We start from the raw sequence: 16,639 nt of genomic DNA on the forward strand, positions 1-16,639 counted from the left end.
CTATATAATATAATCTTTCCTTAAAACTATCTTAAAAGATAGGATGTCATATTTCTAATCATTGGAATTTTTGTTACAATATAATTGAATGTGTAAAACTTTGTAAAAAGAATGTAATAATATGCAGTTTATTTTCAGAAAGTTTTATACAATTCGAATGTTTATTAAACTATTAAGCTATAAAAGGAGCGAGAATATGTTACCAAATACGGTTCGTACTCCAAACAAGAAGAAGAAATGGATTATTGTCGGGGTTATTGCACTAATTGTTATTGTAGCAGCGGTTAATATTTTTATTATGCAAGGTAAGAAGAAGGGCGCAGCGAATACGGATGCTGTAAGTTTCGAGAAAGTGACAGAGCGTAAGCTGAATAATACGAAGTTAATTTCTGGTCAGGTGAAGCCTGGGAATATTGAAAGTTTCTATGCGGATCCGACTAAAGGAAAAGTGAAAGATATTGAAGTGAAAGAAGGGCAAGAGGTAGAGAAGGGAACGAAATTATTCTCTTATGATAATGAAGAAATTAATTTGCAAATGAAGCAAGCTGAGCTTGATCAGAAGATGGCGGATATGCGTTATGATCAAGGGAAAAAGAAGATTGATTCGTTGAAGAAAGAAATTAAGAAGGCGAAAGATAGCGGAGCTGGGAAAGAAGTAACAGATCCGATGGAAGAGCAAGTAAGTGAGTTAGAAATGACACAGAAGACAACTGACCTTGAGAAAGAGAAAGGGAAGTTACAAAAAGAAGAGTTAAATAAAAAGCAGAACGAGCTTACGATTTATAGTAATTTCGCTGGTGTTGTACAAAAGTTAGATAAAGATGCGGCGCAAAGTTCATCTCAAGCGTTAGGTGGTCAAGGGAAAGCCTTCTTACAAGTAGCTTCTAAAGATCCGTTCCAAATTCAAGGGACATTAACAGAGCTTCAGAAGTCACAAATTCAAAAGGATCAAACGTTTACTGTAACGGCGAAAGCAAATAATAAGAAGAAGTGGACAGGGAAGATTACAGAAGTAAGCGAATTCCCAACAAGTGCAGAGATGGCTCAAGCTGGCGGTTTAGGCGAAGCGACTCAAAATATGTCTCAATATACATATAAAGCAAGCCTTGATAGTCAAGAAGGTTTATCTCCGGGTTATCACGTTTCGTTACAAGTAAATTTAGAGAATAAGACGATGATTGCTGTGCCAAGTAAGAGCATTGTAGAAAAAGGCGAAGATGCATTTGTTTATATCGAAGAGAAAGGAAAGCTTCGTAAACAAAATGTGAAAAAAGGTGCTACTGATGGAGATTGGACAGAGATTGTTGAAGGCGCAACAGTGGGGCAAAAGGTGGTTAAAAATCCTTCCGACAACGTGTATGACGGAATGGAAGTGAAAGAGAAATGATTACGTTAAATCATATTGCTAAAACATATTATCAAGGTAAATTGGCAGTGCCGATTTTACATGGTATTAGTTTAACGATTCAAAGTGGTGAGTTTGTTTCTATTATGGGACCGTCTGGTTCTGGTAAATCAACGCTTATGAATATTATCGGTTGTTTGGATCGTCCAACAGAAGGCGAATATATGCTGAATGACGTGAATATCTTAACAGCAGACGAGTCAAAGCTTGCTTTAATTCGTAATGAATATATCGGCTTTGTGTTCCAGCATTTTAATTTGCTGCCGCGTCTTTCAGCAGTGGAAAATGTTGAGCTTCCGCTCGTATATGGTGGCGTGAAGAAAGCTGAGCGCCGCAAACGTGCTTTGGAGGCACTAGGTAAAGTTGGATTAGCAGACCGCGTGCATCATTTACCGAATGAGTTATCAGGTGGACAGAAGCAACGTGTAGCGATTGCAAGGGCGATTGCGAATAATCCAACGTTCATTATGGCGGATGAGCCTACAGGGGCGCTTGATACGAAGTCTGGTGAGCAAGTTATGGATATTTTCACAAAGCTAAATGCAGAAGGTACAACGATTGTTATGGTTACGCATGAAGAGGAAGTAGCAGCGTATTCTTCCCGCCGCATTGTACTGCGAGACGGGAAAGTTACAGAAGATAGAAGGTGTGCAGTATGAGTTTACTAGATAGTATAAAGATTGCCTTATCTTCTATTTTAGCTCATAAGCTACGCTCTGCTCTTACGATGCTCGGTATTATTATCGGCGTTGGTTCTATTATTACTGTCGTTGCGATTGGGCAAGGCGGGGAAGCGATGTTGAAGTCAAAAATCGCTGGTTCTGGTAATAACCTTATGCCAATTCAGTTTAAACCAGATATTAATGATGAGTTTAGTATGGGAGGGCATCAAGTCCCGAAATTAACAGAAGAAGATATTATGGAAGTAAAGCAAATTAAAGATGTTTCTCATGTTATTACGACGAATAATACGATGGAAACAATGGATATTAATGATAAAAAGTCAATGATTAATGTTATTGGACTTGATAGTGAGTATTTTGAAGTAAATAAAGTGAAGGTGGTCAAAGGCCGTTCATTAAACGAATCTGATATTTCACAAGGAAATAACGTTGTGATGATTAGTACGAAAACAGAAGAGACGTTATTTAAAGATGAAAATCCAGTAGGAAAAATTATTGAAATGAAAGGACAACCGATGCAAATTATTGGTGTCTATAAATCAGATAATGAAATTATGGGATTTGAGGCTGAGGAAATGTTAATTCCTCTCACTTTATGGCCTGTTTTATACGGAACAGATGATATTCAAAGTATCGCAATTCAATCTAAAAATGTAGACGATTTAGAAGTAGCTGGGAAAAAAGCTATTGATGTATTAAATGGTCGTAAGCCAAGCGATATTCCAGGTAAATATGAATTGGTAAACTTAAAAGAATTCCAAGAAGGTGTTTCTAAAGTTACTAACATTATGACGATGATCATTGGCGGTATCGCTGGTATTTCACTAGTCGTTGGTGGTATTGGTGTTATGAATATTATGCTCGTATCTGTAACGGAGCGTACGCGTGAAATTGGGATACGTAAAGCACTTGGAGCAACGCGTAGTAAAATTTTATTACAGTTTTTAATTGAAGCCGTTATGTTAACGCTTCTAGGTGGTTTAATTGGAATTGGTCTTGGATATGGCGGGGCATATATTGTTTCCACATTCGCAAAATGGCCACCGCTCGTTTCATGGGAAGTTGTTGTAGGAGGAGTACTATTCTCTATGACACTTGGTATTATTTTCGGATTAATTCCAGCGAACAAAGCTGCGAAGTTAGATCCAATTGAAGCACTTCGTTATGAGTAATTAATAGTGTAGTAGAACTGCACATTACCGTTCTAGTGGGCGGTTCGTAGCCTCTAGCTTAGAAGAGGATGTGAACCGCCCGTTAGAACGGGTTATATAAATAGAAGGAGGCGTTATAATGGAAGCGAATATGAACACGCAAAAAGTTGGCGGAGAGAAGCCGTCATTGTTTGGAATGATCACATCTCCTGGCTTACAGTTTGAAAGGATGAAGGCGAAAAGTCCAGTTTGGGGTGCATTCTTTCTCTTTGTAATACTAACAGCTGTAATTACAGGAATCGGTATGTATCAAGCAATGAATCATCCTGATGTAATGGGTAAGGTAACCGATGCTGAAGCGGCTAAAGTGGTTGGTTACTTTGCAATAGGAATGGGTATTGTTGGTGGAATATTTGGTACTGCGATTTGGTTCTTCGTTGCGGCAGCTATTTATAAAGTAATTATGATGTTTATGAGCAATGATACTTCATACATGAAATTATTATCTATTTATGTCTACACATATACAATTTCAATTTTAGGTGCAATTGTGAACTTTATCATTAGAATGATTCTTGGAGGCGATATTGAAACGTCTTATACAAGTTTAGCAACTTTATTTGAACCACATACAGTTGCTCATGGTATCGCTTCTTCATTCGAAATCTTTAATATTTGGGGACTCGTTGTAATGGGATTAGGCTTACACATTACAGCAGGACTAAGCAAAAAACAAGCAACCATTTTAATTGTTATTTTCTTTATCCTTTCAGTTGGATTTAGTAGTTTAAGTGGTCTCGCTCCGAAATTTGGTGAATAATTTGTTCTATTAGAAAAAGGTGACTCTTCAAGGGAGTCACCTTTTTTATTTTTACCCTTATTTCAAATACCACCAACAGAATTTCAAATACTGCCTAGTGTAATTTCAAATTTGGATAGTAGTATTTGAATTTGCCGACAATGAAAGTTCCCTTTCCTTCTTATATTGTAAAGGTACCGCGGAATAACAAAGAGGTATACCTTTTAGAAATAGGTACGATGTGAAGCCAGCGACTTTTACAGAGACGGTTGTATTGTATGAAGGAATGATTGTAAATCAAATAAGGAAGCTAAGCATTTATCAAGATTATGAAGAGTATTTTCAATGTGGTTTACTCGGTCTTTGGTATGCGTATGAAAGGTATGATGCAGAGAAAGGGAGTTTCCCTGCTTATGCAGTTGTAACGGTGCGTGGTTATATATTAGAGAGGTTGAAGAAAGAATGTGTGGTGCAAGAGAGGTATGTATGTGTTGGAGAGTATGATGAACGATTTGAGTCCGAAGATACGGGAATGAGAGCACAGGATTTTATGAGTGTGTTAAATGAGAGGGAGAGGCATATTATTTCAGAACGATTCTTTGTAGGGAAAAAGATGGGGGAGATAGCCTATGAAATGGGGATGACGTACTATCAAACGAGATGGTTATATCGACAGGCGCTTGAGAAAATGCGAGATAGTGTAAGGGGATAAAAATAATAAATAGAATGGAAGGTACAGAAAATATTACCTTCCATTCTATTTGTTTTAAGGTAGTAAATGAGGTATGAGGTTTTATGGGTGCAGTGAATCTTGCATATTCATTTGGGATAATACATATCCAGCTTTCCAAAATTGCTGATTTAATTTATGGGAACTAATTTGTATCGTTACGGTAGCGCCGTTTGAAAAATAAATTTTAGTTTTTTTTGTTTTTTTGAAAAACTCTAGTTGATTTATATGGCTATAGAACAGCCAAATACAGTTTGGAGAAGCAGGAGATTCTGTCGGGAAAGCACAAATATATTCTCTGTGATTAATTGGAATCGGGACATTTTGTTTGAACTTAAATTTTGCTTGGACTGCATTACGTCTGCCCTGATAAGTAGAATAAATATCTGTTAGACAAGATTTCTGTATGAGCTGGAGGGCAGTTTGGTGGGAGTAAAGATGATTCCCACTACTGTCGGTAATTTTTGTGCGGTAATAAGGGTGTTTACATGGCTCGAGCATCATTGTAGAACTAGAAATAAAAATATCACTTTCATGATTCATAATTCTAAATCCTCCCTTATAAAATTTATATTCATAATATAATTATATACGAATTAAGTAAATAAATTGTTAATCTTTTGTTTCGTATTGTAAATTTTGGTCATTCGTTTACAATCAATATGTGATAGTTTTTCTAATTTGCATCGCTTGTACATATATATGAAAATAGAAAAGAGTAGGCGGTGATATAGCATGAAGAAAAAGTATATTATTATAGCTCTAGCTGTTGTTCTTCTAGTATATTTAGCAAATAGTAATCCGAGTAAAGGAGAATATACGGATTGGGCAGCGAAGCAGTTTATGAAGCGTAATGATGTGAGTAAGAAACTAGACGAGGTTCAAAAAGAAAATGAAGAGGGTCTCCTCGGTGACTTAGCATCGGCGGGTAAGAAGTTGGCGAAAAAGTATGTTGAGCCACAAGTTGGGTTATTAATCGATCATTATACGAAGCGAAATGATTATATTTTCTTCTCAACATATACGACCGAGTTCGATTTAGGTGGAGAGAACTATAAATATGTATGCGTCGGTTTTTCAAAGATATTTATTCCGATTGAAATGCCGAAGAAAAAAGACGAATCTGCAAAATGATGCAGATTCGTCTTTTTTATTTATCCCGTTATTCGTGGCCAGTAAGACTCCTACCTCAAAATTCGGCCGGAGAAAAGAAGTTAGGTGGGAGTCGGGCTGCCCGTAAATGCCCGATTGGTGTGGGCTAATAATCAGTGGGGGATGAACAAAACCCCATTGATTAAAGGTTCACTTTATAGAGTAATTGGAACTTCGGATACATTTTTTTCTACGAGACGCGCTCCTTTTTTTCGGGTATTTTCATCAATTGATGAAAATACAGATGAGGAAAGGATTGTATCCATTACTTGATTTACGACTTGTGGATCGACGGGTGTGATAGGCTTATCGATAGAAAAAACAACTGTTTTTCCATCTTGTTTCGCGAAAATTAATTCTAGTACTTGCATGCGTTATTCCCTCCTTTTCACTTATAGGTTAGAAAGATCTGAAGTGCTAACAAGTTGTACAGCGTGAAGTGATGATGCTTGTAAGGATGCAAGGGCACGAGCTACTTTGTGTACTTGCTCTAAATCTGCGTTTGTTTTAACGCGTTTGAATTGTTTGTTTTTGAAAATTGTTTTTCCGTTCTTATCTAATCCGTTGTTTAATACAAGACGTAAAGTTAAGTCCATTACGATTGTTTCAACTGCCATGTTTATCACCCCCTTTCACTTTATAAATAGGGTGCAGATGTCATGTTTTGGCGTGAAATTTTTTCTTTTTTTTGGTACTCTTAAAAGATTAAGAGAGGAGTTTTCGGAAGAATGAATCGTAAATGGTTATTTTGGATTCCTGTATTACTATGGATGGGGATGATTTTCTATTCTTCAGCACAGCCATATAAAAAGCAGGATATGCGCTCGGATATTGAACAATATGTAAATGTTGAGTTTGTGAAAGAGCATTTTTCATGGGTATCTATCGATTATGGTGGAGGTACACCTGTTAGTATTGCAAATAAAGGTGTGGGCGGATTTATTGAGTTTTTCCTTCGTAAAGGTGCTCATTTTATGGTGTTCTTTATGCTTGGTTCATTGATATATTACGCTTTTCATCGATCGGGTTATTCGAGAAAAAGATGTTTTATATACGCCCTCCTTTTCGTTGCCGGATATGCAACATTTGACGAAATCCATCAATGGTTTACGGGAGACCGTACACCAATGTGGCAAGATTCATTACTTGATACGTGCGGCGGATTAACGGGGATTATAATAAGTAATTGGTTTTGGAATAGAAAAAGGAGCTAACCTCATTTCGAGATTTGCTCCTTTTGTTTATCCCACATTAACGGGCAGTAAAAGCCCGATTGGTTCAACTAATCATCAGTGGGGGGGACAAAACCTCTACTGATTAATTATACACCAAGTAATTCTTTTAGTTCGTCTGTTGAAAGTTCAGTCATCCAACTATCACTTGTAATGACAGCGTTGTTTAGTGATTGTTTTCGTTCTAACATTTCATCAATTTTCTCTTCCAATGTTCCTGTTGTAATGAGTTTATGAACATGAACGAATCGTTTTTGACCAATGCGATATGCACGGTCCGTTGCTTGATTTTCTACAGCTGGATTCCACCAACGATCGTAGTGAATGACATGGTTGGCAGCAGTTAAGTTTAATCCTGTTCCGCCAGCTTTTAATGATAGGATGAAAATATCATACGTTCCGTTTTGGAACTGCTCGATCATCTTGTCCCGCTCTTTCTTCGGTACACTACCATTTAAGAAGAGGACGCGCTGACCGAATGTCTCTTCTAATACACTTTTTAGCATGTTCCCCATGTCGATATATTGAGTAAAGATTAAACAGCTTTCGTTTTGATCCTTTATGTTTTCGATGAGTTCCATTAACGTTTTTGTTTTCATAGAACGTTCGACGATGTTTTTCGGTTCTGTTTCTTTTAAATAAAGAGCAGGGTGATTACAAATTTGCTTCAGTTTATTCAGCATAAGTAATATAAACCCGCGACGTTCAATCCCGCTTAATCCTTCTACATTTTGTAATGTATCTTGAACAAGTTGTTCGTATAAGGAAGCTTGTTCACCAGTCAGCGGACAGTAAGCTTTCTGTTCTTGCTTATCTGGCAAGTTTAATGCGACTGTTTGATCTTTCTTCGTTCGACGCAATAAAAATGGTGAGATAAAACGTTGAACCTGCTGGATTTTTCCTTCATCTCGATCTTTTTCAATCGGTGTGACGAAGCGGCGCTGGAATTGCCCTAAGCTGCCGAGATATCCATGATTAATAAAGTCGAAAATAGACCAAAGCTCGGCAAGTCGGTTTTCCATCGGTGTCCCGGTTAAAGCGATTTTGTGATTTGCCTGTAAGTTTCGTACTGCTTTCGACTGTTTCGTATGTGGGTTCTTAATATTTTGTGCCTCATCCAAAATAACAGCGTCCCAGCATAACGAAGTAAGTTCTTCCTCATCAAGCTGAGCTAATGCATAAGATGTTAATACAACATCTGCCGATTGAAGGAAGTCTTTAAATGCTTCTCCCTTGCTACGGTTGCCTCCGTAATGTAATTGGACACGTAAATTTGGTGCGAAACGCTCAAATTCTTTTTGCCAATTTCCAAGGACGGATGTCGGCGCCACAATTAATGCAGGGCCTGTTTTGAGGTTGTTTTCTTTTGCATAAAGTAAGTAAGTAATCGTTTGAATACTTTTCCCAAGCCCCATATCGTCGGCTAATAATGCTCCAAATCCAAGTTTTCGTAAATATAATAGCCACTCTATGCCATGTTGTTGATACGGACGGAGTGTTGCGTTTAGTGAAGAAGGGACATCTACTTTTGGGATATCTCCAATGTGCAATAGCTTTTGGAATAGCTCTTCATAATATCCGTCTAGTTCAATTTCAATATCAGTAAACGGACTATCTTCTTCTACAATCTCTGTTTCGGCCGTATTTGATAAATGTTGCTGAAGGACATCTTTCATCTCTAGTCCGTATTTATCGGCACGATTCATTAGTTTTCTTACTTCCTCAATAAAGGCTGGATCTAGTCGCATCCATTGACCGTTTATGTTGAATAGACGTTTGTTTTGTTCAACGAGTTCGAAAAATTCACTTTCTGATAAATCAATGCCGTTCGTTGAAATGCGCCAGTCAAAATTAACGAGCGTATTCATGCCGAAGAAAGATTGCGTTTGTGCTGCATTTTGCTTCAGCTGTACACGTAATTTCGGTTTTGTAGCTTTTAAATTTTGCCACCATGATGGTAATAAAATTGTAATACCTGCTGCGAGTAATTCGTTGCTTGCTTCTGTTAAGAAGTTCCACGCTTCCGTTTCAAAGAGTTCATTTCGGAACGTATCATCTTCTTTTAACCACGGTACGAGCTTACTAAATCCTTCTTGCGTTTCCATAATACGTTCTTCATAATCGTGCCATCTTTTCGGTAAGGAATCGATGTTTTCATATACATATATGCGATGTGCCCCGCGCTTTGGTGTCACAATGGTCTCAAGCTTCCACATTTCAAATTCTTCTTGCGGTTCTTGCAGTCTTAGGCCAATTGTAAACGGAAGGTCATCTTCAATGTAACCAATTTTTCGAAGCCAATCTTCTTCATGTAGCGCTGCTTCCAACTGTCTTTTCGTAAAGTCATAATGTTCATATAGCCTTTTAGCATCTTCCCATCCGTCATTTGAACGGTTATCTTGTAAGATACTTTCATTGACTGCGGTCGAGAAAAGGGATGCTAATGTGTCATCTTCGATTGGTGTATTTTGAACTTTCCAAGATGGTTGCTGAGACCAACGTTCCATATCGGGTACGAAGCTACCGGTTACAAATGCATCCCATAATTCATTTGCATCTTTCGTAAGTGCTGTAATAGGGCCATTCATTTGAATATGTGCAAAGGAGTTCATCGGTTTGTTTGCGATGTATTCAAATGCTTGTGCGTTTGTTAGCATAACACCTTGTTTCCCTTCAAAGGTTGCTTCTTTTAGAAACGTGCCGTAGAAGGAAGTGGAGTGCCATGTAAATGCATTTCGTTTCCAACTTGTTACGGATAATGGAGTACCGCTGTCATCTTCTCCCCAAAGGAACCAACCTTGACTAACATGCTGGAGCCTAATTGTTACTTCAGTTTGATTGATCATCGATTAATTTTCCTTTCCGTAATTCCTCTTGTAGTGCACGCAGACGTGAATGTAGATTGGCGATGTGAATAATGAAAGCATCCCATTCATCGGTGCGCTTTAATCGTTTATATAATGTACGTAATTTCTTTAAGTAACGAACTGCACGTCTATATGATTTGCGATTACGCTCTTCAATTGCTTGGACAGCAGCAAGATGATAGAGAGGAAGTACTGCTTCTGGCGCTTCTTTTTCAATATCTTTCAGTGGTTCTTTCAACAGTTCAATTGCTTCAAATCCATATAAGAGATGAAGTTCTGCCCATGTGCGATACTGTTTTTTCGCGAGTACGTATTGTTCATAGTTTGCGAAACTATATGGCAATAGTTCTTGCAAAATCATTTCGAATCCAGCTTGTTCATTTGTATGTGTTGCATATGTTTCGTACATGATTACAAATAACCGAACGATATCTTTTATGAAGATTGTATTTTCGTGCTCGTGTATCGTTTGCTTTACTTGTTTATACGTAAAGGAAAGCCAGTTTTTCCCGCGATCCCACTGCATTGCATTTAATAGTTCTTCTAACCAATAGAAGTAAAGACTTACAACAGAAGCAGGCTGTTTTTTTAGTAAGTCCATTGCTAGTAGGTCTTCGTCATTTAAAAAGAGTAGATGAGAAGATGCTAATGCTTTGGAAAGTGGATTGATTTTCGAATCGATTCGTTTTTCTTCTTCTTGCAGTTGCTTTTTATTGTTTAAGAGTTCACTCCATATGTGACGATAAATGAAAAATCGCTCTTGTGTATAGGCGTCGGTGGAGAAGAATACTTCGTGAACGAGACGAGCTGTTTCTTGTAAAATCTGCTCAGACTCTGAAGGGATTGCTTCTGATTGTAAGTCCCGAACGATTGCTTCAACTTTATCTACAAATAGGCGAACGACGTTAACCGGTTGGTGGTAAGAATACGTTTTGTTTACTTCGAATGCTTGAATTTCTTCTAATAATTTTTGAAAGCAATAAAGTGCCGCGTGTAGCTTAAACAATTCATGTATCGCAATAACACGAGGGGCTTTCCGCTCGAGTTTCGTATAGAAGTCTGTAAAGATACTCATAAGAAAATACATTTGTTTATAAGTAAGCCGAGCTTGTTCTTTTTTAAATGATTCATATTCGTTTTCAAAATACGATTGCCAACTTTTATAATCGGTTTCTTCAAAAGCTGATGATTGCAATACTTGTCTTGCAGTTCGAATAGGAGGAAGGGAAGGTTTCGTATTATTTTTAAATAAAGTTAATACATCTCCTACTTGCCCGAAACTAGACGCTGCAGATAATAACACAGCGAGCATATGCTCACACTGTGTTGGTGCGAAACAATCGCAATAGCTTTCAGCGACATTACGAATCGGGATATGAACGCTATATACACTGCCTTCCGCATCTACAGTTCCAGATAGCGTATAGCCATCGAAATCAACGTTATAAACAACACCACTACGATATAGGTGCCGAGCTGTAGCGACATGTTCCTGATCAGCTTCTTGCTGTGGATCTAGTCCTTGAACGAACTCATTCGCAATCATCATAATTTCATCTTTCGTAATTGAGTGTTGCAGCATAATATTCCTCCGTACACATATTTCTTTCCTTTACCATTATAAACAAAAAACGCTCAAAACAGAAAAAATGAAATTTAGATTACATTGCTTGAAAATCATGGTAATATATAAAATGTTAATTTTATATATTACCATATCCGTATAGGAGGAGAATTGATTTGTCAGATTTACAGACGAAATTAGGCAGTGGAATGAATAAGTTACAAGAAGGAATAGAGCAAGGGAAGATGAAGTTGCAAGTTGCACAAGAAATTGCTCAATTGAAAAAAGGTATGCAAGTGCAAATGCAGAAAAAAGCAGAGATTTTATTAGAGCTTGGACAGCAGGTGTACGTTCAGTTAAGAGGAAATGGAGTAAATGAAGAGAGCTTAAAAGAAATGATTGCTCCAGTTCAAGAGTTTGATGTGGCGATTTATCAAGCAAGAAAACGCATTGTTGAGTTGCAAAAACAGCAAGGTGAAAAAGCTACATGTGAATGTGGTGGATTTTTATCAATGAATGATAAGTTTTGTGGTTCATGTGGAAAGCCTAATCCGATGTTAGCAGTAGAAAATGACGGTGAAATGGCAAATTGTATTGCATGTAATGAGGATATCGATGAAAACTCTACTTACTGTCCGGTTTGTGGAATTAAGCAAAGTGGGGAGTGAATAGAATGTATTGTCGCACATGTGGAAAACAACATGGTGAAGAGGTAAATTATTGCCCGAATGAAGGGAGTATGGAGATTGCGGGAGCTATAGATGCCATAACACTAGAACAAGATGCTGCTACATACTGCAAAGGTTGTGGTAATGAAAATGCTCAGCAAAATTTATATTGTCAAAAGTGTGGGCATTCTTTATTTGTTGTGAAGAAAAAAGAACAAACTGTAAAATTACCTACGATGGATGGTGCTCCTAAAGTTGAATTTACAGCAGATAAAGCTGTTTTAAAAACAGGTGTTATTGGTGGTGCTGTTGCAAGTATTCTCATGCTAATTGCTGGCTGGATTGGTAGTGTATTATTTGCTTCTATATTAAGTGAGATGTTTAGTAAATTTGCGAAAGAGTTAGAAATGCTGCCAAGCTTTTATGCAAGTGCGACTTCTACGTTGTTAAGTTACCATTTACTTGGTTTTACAGCCGGTGACGATAGTGAATTGATATTATCTTTATCTTGGCATACTCCATTTACATTATTATTAATCATTCCATTTATCATTTTCGCTGGAACAGGAATATGGTTAGGAAAACAGCGTGTTGCAAAAACGATTAAAGATCAAATTTTTATAGCAGTAACGGTTGGTATTATTTATGGCGTCTTTTTATTTATTATAAGCTTTGTAGCATCACAATCTTTTGCAATTCCATTCTCAGATGCAGGTAAGATTACAGTTGGTTATTCAACGGTCAAGTGCTTATTGAGTGGTTTTGTATGCGGGACGTTATTTACTTTAATAGGATTTATTGCTCATACAAGCAAAAACAATATGGCAGCAGCATTTCAAGAGTTAATGCCATATGGAGCGTCTGTTTATTACGGTATTTCAGCCATGATAAAAGGACTTTTCGTAACAGCAGTAGTGGTTTGTATTATGGCGTTAGTAAGTAAGGAAGACAGTATTGAACCATTAAAAGAAATGACAACTTCAAAAACTGAAAGTACATTATTAGCATTAGAGTTAACACCTCAATTATGGAGTATGGCTCATTTTGCTCCGTTAGAAGTTTCTAGTCCAGCACTTAGTAGGGAACTTACTGGAATAGGTAAGAAATCATCTGAGAACACATTATCGTTTTCATTTATATCAGGCATCTCTGTAAATGACGTAGAAGTTAGAGAGATAATGATTTCAAAAGGAGCGAATCAGGAAAGCCTTGCTGCATTTGATGAAGTGAATAACGTATTCCATTATGGTTTATTACTGCTTATTATTCCATTGTTCCTTATGTTTAGAGCGGGAAGAAAATTAGCGAAATTACCAACAGCGAATATGTATATCTCGTTAGCGGTATGTAGTGGTTCTTACACAATTATGATGATTGTAATGAACATCATTTCTAAATTCCAAATTGATGTTTCAGGAAATGTTATGAATTTATTTGGAGCAAGCGGTACTGTACTATCTATGCAAAATTCATTTGTATATTTAACTTTGTTTAGTTTTATAGTGACATATGCAGCGGCATTCGCTGGAATGAAATTAGCTAAAAAATAGGGGGAGAGCATGTTGAAGTTTTGTGGAACATGTAATAGGCAGGTTGCAGATCATTTGAACTTTTGTCCTGAGTGTGGAAATAAAGTCGAAGAAATTGCCGATAACAATGCCGCTTCATACGTGGAAGTACAAAGTGAGACAAAACCAGTGAAAAGTAAGAAAAATTTATTTTTGATTATTGGTTTCGTCATAATTGCGGCTTTATTATTTGGGGCATATAAATTTGGAGCATATAAGTTTTCAAAAGAAAAGCAAGTGAATGTAATGATTGAAGCATTCCAAAAGAAAGATATCGATGCAATTGATATGTTTGTGAAAGCGGAAGATCCAAGTTTAAAGATTAAGACAGAAGATATTAAGGCGTACATACAGTATTTAAAAGAGAATCCGTCTTATAATAAAGAATTACTCTCTTATTTACAGAAAGAGACTGTAGATCAAAAGTTAACACAAGATAAAGCATCCTTTAAAGATGGGCAAATTGTAGAAGAGGGAAAAGAGTGGTTCTTATATCCGAAGTATAAGTTCAGCATGAAATCTTATTATATGAGCGTTAGCACAACTGCAAAGAATGCTGAAATATATGTGAATGATAAAAAAGAAACAGCACTTTCTAGCGATAAAACTTCGAAAGAACTAGGGCCATACTTCCCAGGTACGTATGCTGTAAAGGCAACGGCGAAGACAGAACTTACTGAATTAGAAACAGAGAAAGAAGTAGATTTAGCAGATGAAAAGAGTGGAAAAGTAGAAGTGGATTTATCACTTGAAGGAAAGTATGTAACCATTTCTTCTGATGAAAGTGACGCAACTGTATTTGTGAACGGTAAAAAACGTGGGAAATTAACTTACGGAAGTTATAATCTTGGTCCTGTATCGACAGATGAAACAGTAGAAGTGCATTTAGAGAAAACTACTGATTTTGGTGTAATGAAATCTGAAAGCATTAAAGTGGGGGATCAAAGCACATATTATTTAAAATTCCCGAAAGAAACATCAAGCTCGGCAGTTGGTGAATTTGTACGAAATCATATTTATGATAATGTGCGCGCGATTGCATTAAATGATTTTAGTCTAATTGAAAATAATTATGATAAGAGCGGAAAATCGTATAAAGAAGACCGTGATTACGTACAATATTTACACAAAAAAGGAATTACAGAAGACTTATTAACGATGGAAATTCGTAATGTAGAGCGTCAAAGTGAAACGAAATATAAAGTGACGACATATGAAGAGTACCACATTCGTTACGGTGATGGATCTGTGAAGTTCAAAAGCTTTAATAATGAACATATCGTAACTGTGAATGGAGATGGCAAGATGCTGTATCATTCTCTTGGTGCAAATAATACGTTGAAATCAGAGGATATATCTGGTCCAACTCGCTAATAAAAAAGGCTATCTCAATTATAGAGATAGCCTTTTTTCGATTAAAAGCGCGTTTCCTTTAATATCGCTTGTACATATGGATCATGTATTATTTGTTCTATCATTGGTAACATGTTTTGTTCAAATGGAATGTCGATAGGAAATGGCTTTTGGGATCCTGGTTTTATCCCGTATTGTACAATTTTGTAATGTGTATTTCCTTCAGAGTTGAGCACAATTAATTTATAGCGATTGTCATCGTTTGTGAGTGAAAAGTCAATGGAAGTAGCGTCATATGTTACTTCATCTTTGTATATGTACGGTTTGGGGGTACCAATCCAGTCTACTTTTGCTTGTATATTCATCGGCATAGCCTCCTTATAGCTATTATAAAAAAATAAAAGCCAGCTCTCAACAAAGAGAACTGGCTTGTCATTTAGCAGTCATTGGTTATTTTAAAATTTTCACTTTAATAGTTTTGCGTCCCCATTTTTGAGCAGCGCTATCTGATCCAAGCAGAACGTCGATACGGTTACCTTTAATTGCACCACCAGTATCTCCAGCGATAGCTTCTCCGTAACCTTCTACCCATACTTTAGATCCTAATGGGATTACTTTCGGGTCAACAGCGATCATTTTCATGTTTGGATTCGCTGTTAGGTCATGACCCATTGCAGTTAATACACGGCCACCATATGTGCCGCCATTTTCGCTCGGGTGAGCTGTATATGCTGTAGCTACAACTGTTAACTCACGACCATTAGATGGTTCGCTAGTTTCAGCAGCTTTCACAGCAGGCTTAGCAACTGGTTTTGCTTGTGCTGCAGGTGTTTGAGCCTTAGCTGGTGCTTCAGCTTTAGCAGGAGCAGTTGTTTCTTGTTTCTCAATAACAGGTGCTGTACCTGTTAAGAAAGGAACGTGAACGTAAGCTGTTTTCCCGTTATATTCAAATTGTAACCACTCATTTTGTACTTGGTTCGTTGTTTCAATCATATCGTCTTTCTTCAACGTTCCAAGAATTTCAGAGTTTGTATTCGCTTCAGCACGTACGTTTAATACGTTAGCTGTTACGTAGTAGATGCTTTTTGTAAATTCTGCACTTACGAATGCGTCTTTACCATTTAAATTGACCTTTGACCATCCGTTTTCTGTATTTTGAACATCTATTGTATTACCGTTTAGTAATTTACCGACAACTTTTGATTCAGTAGTAGGGTTTTCGCGTACGTTTAGTACGTCTGTTTTAACAACAGTTTCTGCGCTAGCAGATGATGTGAAAATCCCAAGACCAAAAACTGCTGCTGTTGCTATACCAATTAATTTTTTCATGATAGCCTCCATTGCGTTTGTTTTCGTGTCCTCATTATAGCAACAGATTTTTTCGGATTTGGGGAAAACACACAATTACAAACCATTCGTAATAAGTCGTTAATATCCTGTAATATAACCAAGAATATAGGAAAGCGT

The 16,639-nt window shown here is 37.1% G+C and carries 17 protein-coding genes; 10 read left to right on the forward strand and 7 right to left on the reverse strand.

Annotated features, from left to right (window positions below; genetic code table 11):
* The first annotated feature begins 196 nt into the window (after positions 1 to 196).
* The 5 genes from ACQKNR_RS12320 to ACQKNR_RS12340 all read left to right on the forward strand — a co-directional run bounded on the left by ACQKNR_RS12320 (position 197) and on the right by ACQKNR_RS12340 (position 4,750).
* Entirely contained in the window at positions 197 to 1,387 is a 1,191-nt protein-coding gene (locus tag ACQKNR_RS12320; RefSeq protein WP_427318147.1) for an efflux RND transporter periplasmic adaptor subunit, read from the forward strand.
* Positions 1,384 to 2,064 (forward strand): ABC transporter ATP-binding protein, encoded by a 681-nt coding sequence (locus tag ACQKNR_RS12325; RefSeq protein ID WP_000631603.1) that lies wholly within the window; start codon positions 1,384 to 1,386, stop codon positions 2,062 to 2,064. The genes ACQKNR_RS12320 and ACQKNR_RS12325 overlap by 4 nt, the downstream gene beginning before the upstream one ends.
* Positions 2,061 to 3,260: an ABC transporter permease gene (locus tag ACQKNR_RS12330; protein ID WP_427318149.1), complete on the forward strand. Its 1,200-nt coding sequence runs from the start codon at positions 2,061 to 2,063 to the stop codon at positions 3,258 to 3,260. The genes ACQKNR_RS12325 and ACQKNR_RS12330 overlap by 4 nt, the downstream gene beginning before the upstream one ends.
* Before the next feature lie 118 nt (positions 3,261 to 3,378).
* Positions 3,379 to 4,059, forward strand: coding sequence for a Yip1 family protein (locus ACQKNR_RS12335; protein WP_427318151.1), 681 nt, complete (start codon positions 3,379 to 3,381; stop codon positions 4,057 to 4,059).
* Positions 4,060 to 4,279: 220 nt separating this feature from the next.
* A complete protein-coding gene (locus ACQKNR_RS12340) occupies positions 4,280 to 4,750 on the forward strand; it encodes a sigma-70 family RNA polymerase sigma factor (RefSeq protein WP_427318153.1) in 471 nt (156 codons plus the stop codon).
* Positions 4,751 to 4,831: 81 nt separating this feature from the next.
* Here ACQKNR_RS12340 and ACQKNR_RS12345 read toward each other — a convergent pair whose 3' ends face one another.
* Positions 4,832 to 5,311, reverse strand: coding sequence for a competence protein ComK (locus ACQKNR_RS12345; RefSeq protein ID WP_427318155.1), 480 nt, complete (start codon positions 5,309 to 5,311; stop codon positions 4,832 to 4,834).
* 192 nt (positions 5,312 to 5,503) lie between these two features.
* On the opposite strand from ACQKNR_RS12345, the gene ACQKNR_RS12350 reads away from it, so the two are divergent.
* Positions 5,504 to 5,902 (forward strand): DUF4359 domain-containing protein, encoded by a 399-nt coding sequence (locus ACQKNR_RS12350; RefSeq protein WP_427318157.1) that lies wholly within the window; start codon positions 5,504 to 5,506, stop codon positions 5,900 to 5,902.
* A 173-nt stretch (positions 5,903 to 6,075) separates the two neighbouring features.
* Here the strand turns inward: ACQKNR_RS12350 and ACQKNR_RS12355 are convergent, their stop codons facing one another.
* Positions 6,076 to 6,291 carry a DUF2922 domain-containing protein gene (locus ACQKNR_RS12355; RefSeq protein ID WP_427318159.1) on the reverse strand — a complete coding sequence of 72 codons (216 nt, stop codon included), beginning with the start codon at positions 6,289 to 6,291 and terminating at the stop codon, positions 6,076 to 6,078.
* Between the two features lie 21 nt (positions 6,292 to 6,312).
* A complete protein-coding gene (locus tag ACQKNR_RS12360; protein WP_427318160.1) occupies positions 6,313 to 6,537 on the reverse strand; it encodes a DUF1659 domain-containing protein in 225 nt (74 codons plus the stop codon).
* 111 nt (positions 6,538 to 6,648) lie between these two features.
* Between ACQKNR_RS12360 and ACQKNR_RS12365 the strand changes: the two genes are divergently transcribed.
* The gene (locus tag ACQKNR_RS12365; protein WP_427318162.1) at positions 6,649 to 7,134 is read left to right on the forward strand and encodes a VanZ family protein; all 486 of its coding nucleotides are present in this window, start codon (positions 6,649 to 6,651) and stop codon (positions 7,132 to 7,134) included.
* Between the two features lie 107 nt (positions 7,135 to 7,241).
* Here ACQKNR_RS12365 and ACQKNR_RS12370 read toward each other — a convergent pair whose 3' ends face one another.
* Entirely contained in the window at positions 7,242 to 9,998 is a 2,757-nt protein-coding gene (locus ACQKNR_RS12370) for a DEAD/DEAH box helicase (protein WP_427318163.1), read from the reverse strand.
* Positions 9,982 to 11,601 carry an SWIM zinc finger family protein gene (locus ACQKNR_RS12375; protein WP_427318165.1) on the reverse strand — a complete coding sequence of 540 codons (1,620 nt, stop codon included), beginning with the start codon at positions 11,599 to 11,601 and terminating at the stop codon, positions 9,982 to 9,984. Before ACQKNR_RS12375 ends, ACQKNR_RS12370 begins: the two co-directional genes overlap by 17 nt.
* 158 nt (positions 11,602 to 11,759) lie before the next feature.
* On the opposite strand from ACQKNR_RS12375, the gene ACQKNR_RS12380 reads away from it, so the two are divergent.
* The 3 genes from ACQKNR_RS12380 to ACQKNR_RS12390 are packed head-to-tail and all read left to right on the forward strand — an operon-like array spanning position 11,760 to position 15,193.
* Complete coding sequence (locus ACQKNR_RS12380) at positions 11,760 to 12,251, forward strand: double zinc ribbon domain-containing protein (protein WP_427318167.1); 492 nt, start codon at positions 11,760 to 11,762, stop codon at positions 12,249 to 12,251.
* 5 nt (positions 12,252 to 12,256) lie between these two features.
* Positions 12,257 to 13,801: a zinc ribbon domain-containing protein gene (locus ACQKNR_RS12385; RefSeq protein WP_427318169.1), complete on the forward strand. Its 1,545-nt coding sequence runs from the start codon at positions 12,257 to 12,259 to the stop codon at positions 13,799 to 13,801.
* 12 nt (positions 13,802 to 13,813) lie between these two features.
* A complete protein-coding gene (locus ACQKNR_RS12390; protein ID WP_427318434.1) occupies positions 13,814 to 15,193 on the forward strand; it encodes a zinc ribbon domain-containing protein in 1,380 nt (459 codons plus the stop codon).
* 41 nt (positions 15,194 to 15,234) lie between these two features.
* On the opposite strand, the gene ACQKNR_RS12395 is transcribed toward ACQKNR_RS12390, so the two are convergent.
* Both ACQKNR_RS12395 and ACQKNR_RS12400 read right to left on the reverse strand, forming a co-directional pair.
* Complete coding sequence (locus ACQKNR_RS12395) at positions 15,235 to 15,537, reverse strand: DUF3910 family protein (RefSeq protein WP_427318171.1); 303 nt, start codon at positions 15,535 to 15,537, stop codon at positions 15,235 to 15,237.
* Positions 15,538 to 15,622: 85 nt separating this feature from the next.
* A complete protein-coding gene (locus ACQKNR_RS12400) occupies positions 15,623 to 16,501 on the reverse strand; it encodes a cell wall-binding protein EntA (protein ID WP_427318173.1) in 879 nt (292 codons plus the stop codon).
* Positions 16,502 to 16,639 lie beyond the last annotated feature (138 nt).

It is taken from the genome of Bacillus sp. NPDC094077 (genome assembly GCF_050279465.1).
GTDB lineage: Bacteria > Bacillota > Bacilli > Bacillales > Bacillaceae_G > Bacillus_A.

Excerpts from the sequence above, each read along its gene's own strand:
- ACQKNR_RS12320 (WP_427318147.1), top strand. The coding sequence starts at position 197 with ATGTTACCAAATACGGTTCGTACTCCAAACAAGAAGAAGAAATGGATT.
- ACQKNR_RS12325 (WP_000631603.1), top strand. The coding sequence starts at position 1,384 with ATGATTACGTTAAATCATATTGCTAAAACATATTATCAAGGTAAATTG.
- ACQKNR_RS12330 (WP_427318149.1), top strand. The coding sequence starts at position 2,061 with ATGAGTTTACTAGATAGTATAAAGATTGCCTTATCTTCTATTTTAGCT.
- ACQKNR_RS12335 (WP_427318151.1), top strand. The coding sequence starts at position 3,379 with ATGGAAGCGAATATGAACACGCAAAAAGTTGGCGGAGAGAAGCCGTCA.
- ACQKNR_RS12345 (WP_427318155.1), bottom strand. The coding sequence starts at position 5,311 with ATGAATCATGAAAGTGATATTTTTATTTCTAGTTCTACAATGATGCTC.
- ACQKNR_RS12350 (WP_427318157.1), top strand. The coding sequence starts at position 5,504 with ATGAAGAAAAAGTATATTATTATAGCTCTAGCTGTTGTTCTTCTAGTA.
- ACQKNR_RS12355 (WP_427318159.1), bottom strand. The coding sequence starts at position 6,291 with ATGCAAGTACTAGAATTAATTTTCGCGAAACAAGATGGAAAAACAGTT.
- ACQKNR_RS12360 (WP_427318160.1), bottom strand. The coding sequence starts at position 6,537 with ATGGCAGTTGAAACAATCGTAATGGACTTAACTTTACGTCTTGTATTA.
- ACQKNR_RS12365 (WP_427318162.1), top strand. The coding sequence starts at position 6,649 with ATGAATCGTAAATGGTTATTTTGGATTCCTGTATTACTATGGATGGGG.
- ACQKNR_RS12370 (WP_427318163.1), bottom strand. The coding sequence starts at position 9,998 with ATGATCAATCAAACTGAAGTAACAATTAGGCTCCAGCATGTTAGTCAA.
- ACQKNR_RS12375 (WP_427318165.1), bottom strand. The coding sequence starts at position 11,601 with ATGCTGCAACACTCAATTACGAAAGATGAAATTATGATGATTGCGAAT.
- ACQKNR_RS12385 (WP_427318169.1), top strand. The coding sequence starts at position 12,257 with ATGTATTGTCGCACATGTGGAAAACAACATGGTGAAGAGGTAAATTAT.
- ACQKNR_RS12395 (WP_427318171.1), bottom strand. The coding sequence starts at position 15,537 with ATGAATATACAAGCAAAAGTAGACTGGATTGGTACCCCCAAACCGTAC.
- ACQKNR_RS12400 (WP_427318173.1), bottom strand. The coding sequence starts at position 16,501 with ATGAAAAAATTAATTGGTATAGCAACAGCAGCAGTTTTTGGTCTTGGG.